This is a genomic window from Parendozoicomonas haliclonae (assembly GCF_900174585.1).
GTDB lineage: Bacteria > Pseudomonadota > Gammaproteobacteria > Pseudomonadales > Endozoicomonadaceae > Sansalvadorimonas > Sansalvadorimonas haliclonae.
The window spans coordinates 622,322-635,714 of the sequence record NZ_FWPT01000002.1 but is presented as its reverse complement, the minus strand read 5'-3'; the positions used below and the strand labels follow the sequence as shown (position 1 = coordinate 635,714).

Genomic DNA, 13,393 nt, shown 5'->3' with positions numbered 1-13,393 from the left:
GTTAATGGATGACCAGTCCTGCAGCGTTCAGAGTGATGGTGGTTGTTTTGTCACTGCCGTCCTTGAGTTCGATGGCCTGCGTATTCCGTGTCGAGCCATCTTTGGAAAAGATAATGTCGTTCAGAGTTATGTCCAGATTGCCGGATAGAGGTGGTAGAGCTTGCAGTGTTTCACTGCTGTTAAAGGCGCTTCGATCATTGTCGGCATGAAAACCAGCAATCAGGAAGTTCGGCTCAGACGGATCGTCACCGGCTGTTTTCAGGCAGCGCACGGAAACGGTATTCGTATCTTTGGCTGGAATCTTTTCACCCAGACACACAATGACAGGGGTCTGACGCTGAATGGCTTCCGAGCGGGCAAAGCGTAGCAGGGAACTCAGCCTGTTACTTTCGGATGCAAGGCTGTTCCTGTTGATAAAATCAGAAAAGCTGGGCGCTACAACCGTTGTAAGAATGGATAGAATGGCGACGACGACCATTACTTCGACAAGGGTAAAGCCTGAACTTGTTTTTATTATCTTCATTTTGCCTACAACAAACATCAAGCAAGATCAGATGAGTCGGCATCATATCATGCACTCCCGGCATTAGTATGCTCTGTATCAAAAATATTGGTCACCTCTGGAAAGGGTTTTTCAGCGTGAGTGGTTACTTAATTTTGAGGTGTGTCTTGCGCGAGAGATCAGCAGTATGTTCAATTAGTATTTAGGATAATAAATAGACAAATTTTGCCTTGAATTTACAGGCAGCCAAAAAAAATATGATTTCATTCCATCAGGATGACGCATCACATTTATCGATCACGCTCTCCGGCGACTGGCGAGTGATGAATGCGAAGTCCTGCCGAAAAATTAAAGAACAAATCACCAGTTCATCCAGCACCATCAGGCTTATTCCGGGGCATGACTTTCATTGGGACAGTCAGCTAACCGCTTTCTTCTATCAGCTGGAACTGCAGGCAAGCCAGAATGAGACTCGGCTGGACTTTTCTGCCATGCCGGAAGCTATACAGCAAACAATGACTCTGGCGACAGCGGTTCCTCCGGTAAAGCCTGAGGCAGGTTTCAGCAAACGCTTTGCTCCTTTTTATCAGACGCTGACCGAAGCCGTGGAAACTCTGGCCTTTATTGGTGAGATGGCATTGGCCTTTGGTCGTTTTCTTATTGGGCGCAGCCATATACGTCTGACCGATGTGTCTGCTGCTCTGCATCAGGCTGGGCCTCAGGCCATTGGGATTATTACACTGATCAGTATTCTGGTGGGCATGATTCTGGCCTATCTCGGAATTATTCAGCTGCAGCAGTTTGGTGCCGAGGTGTATGTCGCCAATCTGGTCGGGCTGGGAATGGTTCGGGAGATGGGCGCGCTGATGACGGCGGTGATTATGGCCGGTCGAACCGGCGCTGCCTGGGCCGCTGAACTGGGGGCGATGAAGGTGAATGAGGAGGTGGATGCCCTCAGCACTATGGGCATTAACGCCATGGACTTTCTGGTCATGCCCCGGCTACTGGCGATGATCATTATTATGCCGCTGTTGTGCATTTATAGTTTCTTTCTGGGCATGATCGGCGGCGGGGTTGTCGCGCTTGGTATGGATATGACACCGCGGCTGTATATCGCGCAGCTGATTCAGTCATTCGGCGTCGTTGATATGGCCGTAGGCTGCTTCAAGGGGCTGGTGTTTGGTGTGTTGATTGTGTTGTCCGGTTGTCAGGCGGGTATGAGCTGCGGAGGCTCTTCTGCTGCGGTGGGGCAGGCAACTACCAGAGCCGTGGTTATGGCGATTGTGCTGTTTGTGGTGGCTGATGCCGGTATCAATATCCTGTTCTTCCATATGGGGATCTGAGTATGAGCAGAACCTTTGAGCAGGAAGAACCGGCCATTGCTATCCATGGCCTGACCATGAAATATGGTACGCGACTGATTCAGCAGGATTTGAACTTCACTGTGAACCAGGGTGATATTTTTATCATTATGGGCGGCAGTGGTTGTGGAAAAAGTACCCTACTCAAGCATCTGATCGGGCTCTATGAGCCGGCCGCTGGTGAGATTCTTTACGATGGTCAGAGTTATACGGCGGGTGACGAAAAGACCCGACAGGCTCTGCGGGCCCGATGGGGCATCACTTTCCAGAGCGGCGCTCTCTTCAGTGGAATGACGCTGGCAGAGAACGTGGCTTTGCCCATGCATTATTCCGGTATTGATAAAAGCCAGATTCGCGAACGGGTTGCTTTCAAGCTCGCGCTGGTGGGGCTGGCAGGTTATGAGGATTATTACCCATCGCAGATCAGTGGCGGTATGTGCAAGCGGGCCGGGCTTGCCCGAGCAATAGCGCTTGATCCGGATATACTTTTCTTTGATGAGCCATCAGCAGGGCTGGATCCACTGAGTGCTCGCAGGCTTGATGAACTGATTCTGAATCTGCGGGATTCCACGGGCGCCACTGTGGTTATGGTTACCCATGAACTGGACAGCATCTTTTCAGTAGGCACCAACAGTGTGTTTCTAGATGCCCAGACTAAAACGCTGCTGGACACCGGGTGTCCGGTCTGGCTTCGGGAACACAGCCGCCACGACATTGTACGTTCGTTTTTATCGCGGGGAGAAGCGGGCCAACCAATGGCAAGCCGTCAGGGAGACAAACAATAATGAATACCAGTACCCGGGCTGTGGGGGTCGGACTGTTTATTATCCTGATGCTGGCATTGGGCGTGGGTATGGCGCTGGTGGTCAGCGGTGGTGATTTCTGGGATGAAGACGATATGCGTTACGAGCTGGTTTATAACAGCTCGGTCAAAGGTCTGGAAACCGGCGCACCGGTCACGCTGAAAGGTGTTCAGATTGGTGAAGTTGTTACGGTGAAAGCCCGCTTCTATAAAAGTTCCAATACCCCGCTGAATTCCATTGTCGTGAATATTGATCCTGGCCGGATTGACTTTGATGAAGAGACCCACGGCGGGCTGGAAGATATTCTTTTGGATGATGGCCTGTCTGCCAAGCTCAAGATGCAGAGTTTTTTAACCGGCCGTCTCTATATTGAGCTGGATTACTACCGGGACAAACCCCAGACCATTCTGGTGGATACCATTCATCCTCAGATTCCAACCGTGCCCAGTGATCTGGAAAAGCTGAACGATTTTAACGATATCGACTTCGTGCAGATGGCGGATCATCTGCAGCAGGTGCTGGACGATATCCACAACCTGACCAGTTCGCCGGACTTCCAGAACCTGCCTGCACAAATGAACAAGACCCTGGTGGCGATTGAGAACTCTTCCAACAAGCTGGGCCGCAGTGCCGATGCGATAGGCCAGGACCTGGAAGAAGCCATGACCAGCCTGAAAGACAGCATGAATTCGGTGAAGGGGGCAACGGCCAAGATAGATGGGCATCTGGCGCCGGATTCACCTTTGATCTATCGCCTGAATGAAAGTCTGGAAAGCCTGACGCATGCGGCTACAGCTGTTGAAGAGCTGGCAGAGACACTGGAAGAGCAGCCGGAAGCTCTGTTAACAGGGAAGCGGGAGAAACAGCCATGATTCGTATACTGAAATCTGTCGCAATCATTATGGTAATGGGTGGTCTTCTTGCCGCCTGTTCGTCTTCCCCTTCCAATCGCTATTACCGTCTGCAGGCTGATGCGCCGGATGATCGGGTACTGGGGGCTGCAACGTCTGTTGGTCTGATGCCGGTTACCGTTCCCAGCTGGATGGATAGCCGCCAGATTACCTGGAATGATGGCGCCTACCAGATCAATAAGATGGAGTATGAGCGTTGGGGTGGGGAGCTTCAGGGACTGGTAACGGAGACTCTGAGGGAAAATCTTTTGCGTCTGTCCAGGCGAAAGGATGTCAGTGTCGGTCCCTGGTTTGCGGATAGCAGCCCGGGCTTTGTTGTTGTGGTCAGAGTTCAGAACCTGATAGTGGAAGATTCACGTATGGCACTGGAAGCCGCATGGCAGATCAGGAATGCCAACAAAAAGATCATTGCCTCGAACCCTGACTACCTTTCCGATATGACGCTTCGTGATTTGAAATCTACTGAACTAGCAACACCTTCCGGTGAAGCTGTTGCCCAAGGCTTTAGTCTGCTGCTGGCGGAGCTTAGCGAAGAGATTGCTGTGCAGCTTAATGCTCTGCCAGGAAAATAATCGCAATCAGAGTTGGGCAGACTATTCGGATATACCAGGGCCAGATTCTCCAGAACAGGGACTGCTCTACTTCTGGCCAGCCCTTTCTTATCTCCTGCAGCTTTCTGTTGCGCCCCATCAGCCATCCCGCATAAAGGCAGAACAGCAGGCCATTGAGGGGTTGGGCATACTGGGTGGTGAGCGTAACAATGGCACCAAACAGCGGATCAAAAGAAGACGTGACCAGTGCCACTATCAGCAATACGCCTAAACAGACCAGCGTGCTGGCTTTGGTGCGGTTCATTCCTGCACGTTCAATCAGGCAGGAGACCGGTACTTCCAGCATGGAGATGGAAGAGGTTAGGGCAGCAATACTCATCAAGCAGAAGAACGCTATCGCGACGGGAACGCCAAAGCTCCCAAGGGCACCAAACAAGGCCGGCAGCACCTCAAAGACCAGCGTATCGCTATGGATAAGCTGGCCCGATTCCGAATAAATATTAATCCCAAGGTTCAGGGCGACAAACAACGCGGGGATAATCAACAGACCGGCAAGAAAGGCGATCGCTGTATCCAGCATACAGACCTGAAATGCGACTGTTGGAAGATTACTGGTTTTGCTCAGGTAGGAGCCGTAAACCATCATCGCGCCCACTCCGAGAGACATTGAGAAGAATGCTTGCCCCAGTGCACTCAGTACCAGTGAAGTATCGATACGGGAGATATCGGGTACGAGGTAGTGTTTTAACCCTTCCATGGCTCCCGGCTGGGTTGTGACAAAAGCAATCAACGCCAGCAGCAGAACAATCAACAGCGGCATCAGTCTTGAAGACCAGCGCTCAATGCCATCTTTGACACCACCATTCACCACGGCCAGCGTGGCAATAGTAAACAGCACGGCCAAAAGCAGGTTTCTGGCGGGAGAGAAGGTTTCCAGCCAGTGAGCAGCGGTGTTAAAGCTGAGGAGTTCCAGCAGTGGCGACAGAGTAAACCCCATAATCCAGCCACCAACAATGCTGTAAAAGCTGAAGATCAGGCAGATCATCAGCACGGCAATCAGAGCCGTCAGCCGGGTCACCGGTTGCCAGACAATGTTCTCTGGAAGCTTTTCCAACGCCGAGACGGGATTACTCTGGGCGTAACGTCCGATCAACAGCTCGGCCACCAGTGCGGGGTAAGCCAGTAGAATGGTCAGCAGAAAATAGATAACAACAAAGGCGGCTCCACCATTCTCTGCCACCTGAGTGGGATAGCTCCAGATATTGCCAAGACCTACTGCGGAACCGGCTGCCGCCAGAACAAAACCAAGCCGGGAACTAAAGCCGGCTCGGGAGGGTGTTTTGGTAGGTGGCTCTGTGTCCAGAGAGGTGTCCGGCATTTTTGTTCCCTTATCGTTTGAGAACAGTCTAGCAGCCGCACTTGTTAACAAACCCTAGACGGCCGGTTAGGAGATCGGCCGTCTTTTGGGAGTGAATCAGAGCTGGAAGAAAGGCTGTAGCAGCCGGGGGACCAGTCCGGAGAACTTCAATGGAGCGTCTGTTGCAATCAGGCAGATACAGTCTTCACCGGTTGCAGTTGCCGGTTGATGTTCTACTTCGGGATCAAGGTCCGCCACATCGCCGGCTCCAAACCGCCCCATCTCATCGTAGTAGGAACCTCGCAGTACCAGCGTCACCTCTGAGCCTGTGTGGCTGTGAATCGGCATGCTGGTACCTGGTGCGATGCGCAGCAGGCGTAAGGTGCCGCTGGTTGCCGGAAGAACAAACTGTTTCAGGCCGGGAGCCATGCTTTTCCAGAGCAGGTTGTCGAGGCTTTTGCCCAGCAGAGGTTGTAACGGCAGGGGAACATCAGAGGGGGCTTCCTGCACATCACTTTCGACTACGACTTGCGGCTCGACATATTCATCGCTGTCTATAAGGGCAAGAATATCGTCACGGGCATTGGGGGCCAGATCGATATGTTGCGACTCTTCCTCACTTTGCTCCGGTAACGAGCTCTCCATAAGGAAACGGCCGAGCTGCTCGGCTTCTGCGACATTGCGCTGGCACTGTTCACAGGTGGAAACATGGCAGGCAATTACTGTGGCGATCGAGTCAGGCAGGCTGCCGGCCGCATAGCTCATCAGAGAGCTGGAATCGGGATGATGTTGAGGTTTCATAGCTCACCTCCTAATGCATTTTTCAGCTTGCCGAAGGCCAGACGCAGACCTGATTTCACACTGCCAAGGGGGATATCACATTCGTCAGCAATCTCCCTGTGGGTTTTGCCCTGGTAATAAACCTTGTACACCAGCTGCGCCTGCTGTTGAGGCAGGTTATTAATAGCTGATTTAAGCGTGTCTCCATCCAGTGGGGCGAGGCTGGGCTGGAAGCTCAAATCCGGATACAGATCGGTTGGGCAACTATCCAGCGATGTTAACAGGTGAGCCTTGTCTCTGCGCATCCGGTCAATCCACAGATTTCGGGCGATGCGGAAGATCCATGTAGACGCCGTGGCTTTGTCCGGGTTGTAGGTGCTGCTATGACGCCAGACGGAGAGCATGGCTTCCTGAACCAGCTCCTCGGCAATCTCGCTGTGGGCTCCGCGACCAACCAGATAGCTTTTCAGGCGTGGGGCAAAGTGATCGTAAATGGCGAGGAACAGGCGTTTGTCCCGATACCTTCCAAGATCAACCAGCTTTTGATTGATACTGTCAGGCGCGCTGTTATTGGGCGCACTGCTGTTGGGCGATTTGCCCCGTGGTTCTGAGGCACTTCCAAATGTGTCCATGTTGACTCTGATCTGGCTGAGGTGCGACATACTCTTTCATTACGTTATCAGCTACTCAGCATTTCTACGAGGAAAATACCTATAAGGATCACCCTTTGGGACAGTAAAAGCTGATTGAGTGATCCGCTTTAATTAGGGGCTCGTAATAAGTGTTAATTCACTTCACGAGTTCCACCATGTCGTCATCACCCAAAACAAAAAACAGAGGCCTGAATATTGCGGTTATAGGCTCGGGCATTGCTGGGCTTTCCAGTGCCTGGTTGTTGTCCCGCCAGCACAATGTCACTTTGTTTGAAAAGGATGACCGTTTTGGTGGCCACAGCAATACAGTGACTCTTTCCGGCAAGAATGGTCAGATTGATGTTGATACCGGATTTATTGTTTTTAACGAACGCACCTACCCCAATTTAACGGCGCTGTTTGATTATTTGGATGTTCCGTCTTCCGAAACCGATATGTCGTTTGCGGTGTCCCTCAACAATGGCAAAACAGAATACGCTGGCACCGATCTCAACGGATTATTTGCCCAGCGTAAGAATCTGTTTAGTCCGCGCTTTTGGCAGATGATCACGGATATCCTGCGTTTCTATCGCGCTAGTGGTGAGTGGCAGCAGACGCTGGGTGCCAATATCAGCCTGCGTCAACTGCTGGAAAAACACAGTTACAGCAAAGCGTTTGTGAATGAGCATCTTGTGCCAATGGGGGCAGCGATCTGGTCCACACCCGCTGATAAGATGCTGGATTACCCTGCGCTGGCTTTCCTGCGCTTTTGTGAAAATCATGGGCTGTTGCAGTTGTCTGATCGCCCCCAGTGGCGAACGGTCACCGGTGGTAGCCGTGAGTATGTTCGCAGAATGATTGCCGATATCGGCCCCCATGTCTTAATGAACAGCTGTGTGCGCAAAGTGCGTCGTTATCCTGATCGGGTTGAGGTGCTGGATATTCAGGGACGGGAACACACCTTTGATCATGTGGTGATGGCCTGCCATGCGGATACCACTCTAAAACTGTTACAGGAACCTGACGAGCTGGAACAGCTGCTGCTGGGGGCATTTAAGTTCCAGCGCAACCGTGCGCTGCTGCACAGTGATAAACGGTTTATGCCCCGCAACAGAAAAGCCTGGGCTAGCTGGAATTATCTTGGAAACACCTCCGAGGCGACTCAGACGCAAGGCAATCTTGGGAAAGGCACTGGCCCGGCAGTCACTTACTGGATGAACCGCCTGCAGCATATTGATGATCTGCCGTTATTCGTGACTCTGAATCCCGAGATGGAACCATCGATGATTCATGGAAGTTTTCTTTATGACCATCCGGTCTTTGATCAAGGTGCCATTGAAGCACAAACCCGACTATGGGAACTGCAGGGACGCAACCGCACATGGTTCTGCGGCGCCTGGTTTGCCTATGGCTTCCACGAAGATGGTTTGCAGTCCGGCCTTGCGGTAGCCGAAGAGTTGGGCGGACAGTGCCGACCATGGCGAGTAGAAGGTCAAAATGATCGTCTGCATCTGCCGGAGCACTGGTACAGTCGGGCTACGCCAACATTTACAGAAGCCTCATTTATGCAGGCAGGAGTGCGGTAATGAATTCCGCACTTTACAGTGGGGTGCTGATGCATAATCGGTTACACCCCAAAAAGCACAGGTTCAGTTATCGCGTCACCTCCTGGCTGTTTGATCTGGATGAGTTGGAGCAGCTGAATCAATCTCTCAAGCTGTTCTCATTAAACCGTTTTAATCTGGTTTCCTTTCATACTGGCGATCATGGCAACTGGTCGGACTCTGTTCCCCGACAAACGCTGCGGGAGTATGTATCTGAATTACTTGCGGAGCAGGGTATAGCAGAGCCAAAGCGCATTGCCCTGTTCTGCTATCCACGGATTCTGGGTTACACATTTAATCCGCTGGCAACGTTCTTCTGTTATGACGCTGATAATCAGATAACCGCCGTTGTGTATGAAGTCACCAACACCTTTGGTGAACGTCACTCTTATGTGATTGCAGAACCTGAAGGTGCAGGGCAGACCATCCGACAGGAAGTCAGTAAGAAGCTGCATGTGTCGCCGTTTTTTGAAACCGCAGGACACGCTTACCAATTCAAAATCAAACTACCCGAGCAGTCTGTTGTGTTGGGCATCAGTCTGTTCAACGGTGCCCAGCGAGTGTTTGGTGCGGTCTTTTCTGGTGATCGTAAAGCCATATCTGACCGGCAAATACTTCGGCAGGCTTTATCACTGCCCTTTATGACCTTGAAAGTTATTGGTGCCATTCATTGGGAGGCGTTGCGCCTCTGGCTGAAAGGGGTGGCAATTATTTCCCATAAAGCCACAGGGCGTTTTCGCTGGAGCCGGGGATTGAGTCTCAGGGCAAATAACATCGATACCCACATTCATAACAACCATAAAAAGCCATTAATAAGTTCAGAGAATGCCATGTTATCTGGCAGGGAGAGCAGCCTATGAATCCGGCAAAGCGTCAGATATCCGATGAGGTGCTGGCAATAACCACTTCATCAACAGCGTCATCAAAAACGTCATCAGAAGCATGCGACACCAGCGCTACAGAAGGTCTTCCTTTGCTGGCTCGTCTTTGTGCGGGTTGGCTGGCGGGTAAATTTAAACAGGCGGGTGTCTCTGCCTTGCAGCTCAGCATTATGGGCAGCAAGCCGGTGACTCTGGGAACTTTTGATGGAAGCAAAGCTGTTCCGTCCATTCGCCTTATCAATCCTTGGGCTGTGATTAATGGCTCCCGTCGTGGACTTATCGGTTGGGCGGAAACCTATATGGCTGAAGACTGGGATACTCCCGATATCCGTCAAGTCACTGAATGGGCCATGCAGAATGAGAGTCGGCTGGAGCAGGTCTTCGAGCCTAGTTGGTTGAGCCAGAAATTTAACCGTCTTCTACACCGTTTGAATGACAACACCAAACGGGGTAGCCGGAAAAATATCGAAGCCCATTACGATCTCGGCAATAGCTTCTACAAGCTATGGCTCGACCCTTCCATGACTTACTCCAGTGCACTTTATAAAAATGGAGAGGATACGCTCGAACAGGCGCAGTTGAATAAATACAACGCCATTCTCGATTGGCTGGAGATCGAACAGCATCACAACCTTCTTGAAATCGGCTGCGGCTGGGGTGGTCTGGCGGATGTGTTATCAGAGCGTGAACTGGGCAGCTACCACGGGGTGACACTGTCCCATGAGCAGCTGGCATGGTCTAAAGACAGGTTGGCCGATCAATCAAAGTTTGCCTTCTCTCTTACAGACTATCGCGATGTGAAAAGTCAGTACGATCGCATTGCTTCTGTAGAGATGATTGAAGCCGTCGGTGAGGCCCACTGGCCGGTTTATTTCCAGAAGATCTACGACAGTTTGAAACCGGGCGGTATTGCTGTGCTGCAGGTGATCACTATTGATGACGAGCGGTTTGAAAGCTATCGGGAAGGGGCTGACTTTATCCAGAAGTATATTTTCCCCGGTGGCATGTTGCCGTCCCACAAGATTATGCAGGAACAGATCAGCAAGGCCGGTCTGGTAATGGATAACACGCTGGCCTTTGGTCGCGATTATGCCCGCACGCTGGTGGAGTGGTATGTGCGGTTTAACTCTGCATGGCCAACTATTCAGAAGCAGGGTTTTGATGAACGTTTCCGCCGGATGTGGAATTACTATCTGGCCTATTGTGAAGCCGGCTTTAATGGCGACAGCATTGATGTGCGGCTCTACAAGCTACAGAAGCCGTTATGAGGGAGCGCCATGAAAAATATAAGCAAGCAAATAGTCGGCTTTGTTCTCTCCCTGTTGATGCCGGTAATGGCACTGGCCAACCTCAATATTGATACTGTGGAACTGAAACGGGAACCGGTGATTGATATGGACAGCCCAACCTTAAAAATCGAGGATTATTTCAAGGGGCGGACCTGGGCCTGGGGTGTTTTTGAGGATCGCTCCGGTAATGTGACCCGCTGCTACAAAGTCGAAATGGATGGCAAGGTGGAGAACAACGTTCTGGAACTGGATGAGCGTTTCACTTATGAAGATGGTACGGAATCCACCCGTCTCTGGAAGATAAAAATTCTCCCGGATAACCAGTACGAAGGAACAGCAGGTGATGTGATCGGTCTGGCCAAAGGGCAGAGTGCCGGCAATACCTTTTTCTGGAAGTACAAGCTGGAACTGCCGGTGTCTGGCCGGACATGGCGGCTTAACTTTGATGATCGCCTCTATCTGCAGGACGATGGCATCCTGCTGAATATTGCCAAGGTGACCAAGTGGGGCTTCAACGTTGGCAGGTTGACCTTTGCTTTCAGCAAAGAGGGCAACCTGCTCGATAAGGCCTGCAATCCTTCAAAAGATCAGGACGCTGCAGCTAACTCCTGACCCTTCGACTTGCGCAGAAAACGATCGTCGTACTTCTCTTTCCAGCCGTCTACCAGACGGCTGTTGTCTTGCTGCCAAGGGTGAAAGCCCGGGCGATAGTAATCCAGATAATCTTTGAACACCTGTCGGATAATTCCGCGCTTACCAAGCAGGAACTGGTAACCGGTCTTCCAGGTTTGCCATTTCCAAAGCACTTTATCTTTGGCCAGGAAGTGGCAGACATGGCGGGCGATCATGTAAGAGAAGTGAATCGTAGTTTGCATCATCATCAGGTTACGCACGATGTAAGAACCACCCACTTCGTTATACACATCAAAGCAGACGGCTTTGTGCTCCGTTTCCTCAATCGCATGCCAGTGCCACATGGCCTGCATGGCTTCGGGCGCCCCACCGATCCAGCGCTCAGGATCTTCCATAATGGCATTGGCCATGATCGCGGTGAAATGCTCAACGGCGCAGGTTGTTGCCAGCTGCTGGTTCTTGGTCATGGTTTTGTGGCCAAGTTTCGTCCACCAATCCTGATGGCGTTCCAGCTTTGCGATATCAAACCCCTGATCCTGCAGCATCTGGTTGTATTTATCGTGCTCGTGACCATGAATGGCTTCCTGAGCGATAAAGCCTTTCACTTCTTCTTTTAGAGTTGGGTCTTCAACCTTATCCATCACTGCCCGAACGGAATCAATAAAGAAGCGCTCGCCCTGAGGAAACAGCGTGGAGAGGCCATTGAAAAAGTGGGTTTTGAACGGGTCGCCACCGTGCCAGTAATGGTCCAGGTCTTTCAGATCAAACTGAACGTGTCTGGGTTTTACATCGACTCCGGCAGGGCGCTTGGGATGGTTGGTTGCAGTCATGGCTTGCTCTCTGATGAGCGCTTTTCAGTGTCATCACCACGCCATTATGGTAATAATGAAGAAGCTATAACACAGGTTCAGCGTATTCTTATTGTGGCTGTATCGTCCATCATTATGCCGGTGGCTGTACTGGCAGCGGTGACGGATCAGGGTGTTTTTAGAGCCTATGAATGAAGTAAAAGAACAAACCAGAAAACGCATTCGCAAAAAAATTGCCATTCCCATGGTCTACATTCGCCACCTTTTGGCGTTGATGGGAGAGTATGGCTTTGACGAACAGCCTTTGCTGATGGCCGCCGGTATTCGTCCGGAAGAACTCGTTCAGGACGACAGCACTCTGGACTTTGAGCGTTGTGATCGCCTGGTGACCCTCTGTCGTCAGAAATCCCCCGAGCCCGGTCTGGGCTGGCATCTTGGCCTGCGTATGAATCTGGCCAGTCATGGTGTGCTGGGTACAGCCGTACTCGCCAGCAGCTCCATTGGTGAGATGGTAAATATGTCCGTCCAGTATATGGGCACCCGCTTTCCTCTGATGGTGGTGTCGCTGGATATCAAGGACGAAGTCGCCATTCTGCAGTTTGATGAGGCGATGGATCTAGGCGATAACCGTCGTTTTTATGTCGAGGCCTATATCGGCACCCATCAGGTGATGCGGATGTTCAGCTATGGACCCCATGCTTCTAAAGGACACGATTTGCATCTGGCTTTGTCCAAACTGGACTATTACGACGACTTTGATTTTGGTGATATGCAGGTGGTCTACGACCAGCCGGCGCACCAGTTCCGCTTTCCTGCCAGTTATATTTCCAAACCTTTGCCGATGGCCGACGACATTACCCGTGAAGCTGCCGAGCGGAAGTGTCAGAAGCAGCTTGAGGATATGAAGGTAGAAACCGGTCTGCTCGGCAAGGTTCTGGCTTTTATCCGTAGCCGTGAAGGTGTGATTCCGTCGTTGGAACAGACGGCGGACTATCTTTCTATCTCACCCCGTACACTCCGTCGTCAGCTGCAGGAGATGGATGCCACCTACCGTGATTTGATCAACAAAGAGCGTGAACGACTGGCCATTCACTATCTGCAGAACAGTCGTCTGACTGTGGACGAGATTGCTGAACGACTGGATTACAATGATCCCAGCAACTTTGGTCGGGCCTTTCGCAAATGGACCGGTCATACCCCCGGTTATTACCGGCAGCAGCTTGAGCCGGAAGACAGCTGAGGCTGGAAAGCTGCACAGACAATAATAAGTAAAATGATTT

Annotated in this window: 15 protein-coding genes; 10 read left to right on the top strand and 5 right to left on the bottom strand. The window is 51.4% G+C overall.

Going from position 1 to position 13,393, the window contains the following annotated elements; all coding sequences use genetic code 11:
- Position 1 precedes the first annotated feature (1 nt).
- Positions 2–523 carry a GspH/FimT family pseudopilin gene (locus EHSB41UT_RS06085; RefSeq protein ID WP_165767164.1) on the bottom strand — a complete coding sequence of 174 codons (522 nt, stop codon included), beginning with the start codon at positions 521–523 and terminating at the stop codon, positions 2–4.
- A 236-nt stretch (positions 524–759) separates the two neighbouring features.
- Between EHSB41UT_RS06085 and EHSB41UT_RS06080 the strand changes: the two genes are divergently transcribed.
- From EHSB41UT_RS06080 to EHSB41UT_RS06065, 4 genes are read left to right on the top strand one after another with little or no spacing between them, the layout of a single operon-like run.
- Complete coding sequence (locus tag EHSB41UT_RS06080; RefSeq protein ID WP_087107816.1) at positions 760–1,845, top strand: MlaE family ABC transporter permease; 1,086 nt, start codon at positions 760–762, stop codon at positions 1,843–1,845.
- A 2-nt stretch (positions 1,846–1,847) separates the two neighbouring features.
- Complete coding sequence (locus EHSB41UT_RS06075) at positions 1,848–2,648, top strand: ABC transporter ATP-binding protein (RefSeq protein WP_087107814.1); 801 nt, start codon at positions 1,848–1,850, stop codon at positions 2,646–2,648.
- Positions 2,648–3,538 (top strand): MlaD family protein, encoded by an 891-nt coding sequence (locus EHSB41UT_RS06070; protein ID WP_087107812.1) that lies wholly within the window; start codon positions 2,648–2,650, stop codon positions 3,536–3,538. The genes EHSB41UT_RS06075 and EHSB41UT_RS06070 overlap by 1 nt, the downstream gene beginning before the upstream one ends.
- The gene (locus EHSB41UT_RS06065; protein WP_087107810.1) at positions 3,535–4,149 is read left to right on the top strand and encodes a PqiC family protein; all 615 of its coding nucleotides are present in this window, start codon (positions 3,535–3,537) and stop codon (positions 4,147–4,149) included. Before EHSB41UT_RS06070 ends, EHSB41UT_RS06065 begins: the two co-directional genes overlap by 4 nt.
- Here the strand turns inward: EHSB41UT_RS06065 and EHSB41UT_RS06060 are convergent.
- The 3 genes from EHSB41UT_RS06060 to EHSB41UT_RS06050 form a co-directional block, all read right to left on the bottom strand.
- Positions 4,127–5,506 carry a sodium-dependent transporter gene (locus EHSB41UT_RS06060; protein WP_087107808.1) on the bottom strand — a complete coding sequence of 460 codons (1,380 nt, stop codon included), beginning with the start codon at positions 5,504–5,506 and terminating at the stop codon, positions 4,127–4,129. The two genes, EHSB41UT_RS06065 and EHSB41UT_RS06060, sit on opposite strands and share 23 nt — an antisense overlap.
- Positions 5,507–5,602: 96 nt before the next feature.
- Entirely contained in the window at positions 5,603–6,286 is a 684-nt protein-coding gene (locus EHSB41UT_RS06055) for a ChrR family anti-sigma-E factor (RefSeq protein ID WP_087107806.1), read from the bottom strand.
- A complete protein-coding gene (locus tag EHSB41UT_RS06050) occupies positions 6,283–6,897 on the bottom strand; it encodes a sigma-70 family RNA polymerase sigma factor (protein ID WP_087107805.1) in 615 nt (204 codons plus the stop codon). The genes EHSB41UT_RS06055 and EHSB41UT_RS06050 overlap by 4 nt, the downstream gene beginning before the upstream one ends.
- Positions 6,898–7,073: 176 nt before the next feature.
- On the opposite strand from EHSB41UT_RS06050, the gene EHSB41UT_RS06045 reads away from it, so the two are divergent.
- The 4 genes from EHSB41UT_RS06045 to EHSB41UT_RS06030 are packed head-to-tail and all read left to right on the top strand — an operon-like array spanning position 7,074 to position 11,283.
- Positions 7,074–8,483, top strand: a complete 1,410-nt coding sequence (locus EHSB41UT_RS06045; RefSeq protein WP_087107803.1) for an NAD(P)/FAD-dependent oxidoreductase — start codon at positions 7,074–7,076, stop codon at positions 8,481–8,483.
- Entirely contained in the window at positions 8,483–9,361 is an 879-nt protein-coding gene (locus EHSB41UT_RS06040) for a DUF1365 domain-containing protein (protein WP_087107801.1), read from the top strand. Before EHSB41UT_RS06045 ends, EHSB41UT_RS06040 begins: the two co-directional genes overlap by 1 nt.
- Positions 9,358–10,650, top strand: coding sequence for an SAM-dependent methyltransferase (locus EHSB41UT_RS06035; RefSeq protein WP_087107799.1), 1,293 nt, complete (start codon positions 9,358–9,360; stop codon positions 10,648–10,650). The genes EHSB41UT_RS06040 and EHSB41UT_RS06035 overlap by 4 nt, the downstream gene beginning before the upstream one ends.
- 9 nt (positions 10,651–10,659) lie before the next feature.
- Positions 10,660–11,283: a DUF3833 domain-containing protein gene (locus EHSB41UT_RS06030; protein WP_087107796.1), complete on the top strand. Its 624-nt coding sequence runs from the start codon at positions 10,660–10,662 to the stop codon at positions 11,281–11,283.
- On the opposite strand, the gene EHSB41UT_RS06025 is transcribed toward EHSB41UT_RS06030, so the two are convergent.
- Positions 11,259–12,134 (bottom strand): metal-dependent hydrolase, encoded by an 876-nt coding sequence (locus EHSB41UT_RS06025; protein ID WP_087107794.1) that lies wholly within the window; start codon positions 12,132–12,134, stop codon positions 11,259–11,261. The two genes, EHSB41UT_RS06030 and EHSB41UT_RS06025, sit on opposite strands and share 25 nt — an antisense overlap.
- Here EHSB41UT_RS06025 and EHSB41UT_RS24445 point away from each other — a divergent pair.
- On the top strand, positions 12,117–12,308 hold the full coding sequence (locus EHSB41UT_RS24445; RefSeq protein ID WP_133060414.1) for a hypothetical protein: 192 nt from the start codon (positions 12,117–12,119) through the stop codon (positions 12,306–12,308). The genes EHSB41UT_RS06025 and EHSB41UT_RS24445 overlap by 18 nt on opposite strands.
- Entirely contained in the window at positions 12,301–13,353 is a 1,053-nt protein-coding gene (locus EHSB41UT_RS06020) for a helix-turn-helix domain-containing protein (protein ID WP_087107792.1), read from the top strand. Before EHSB41UT_RS24445 ends, EHSB41UT_RS06020 begins: the two co-directional genes overlap by 8 nt.
- The last annotated feature ends 40 nt before the right edge of the window (positions 13,354–13,393 follow it).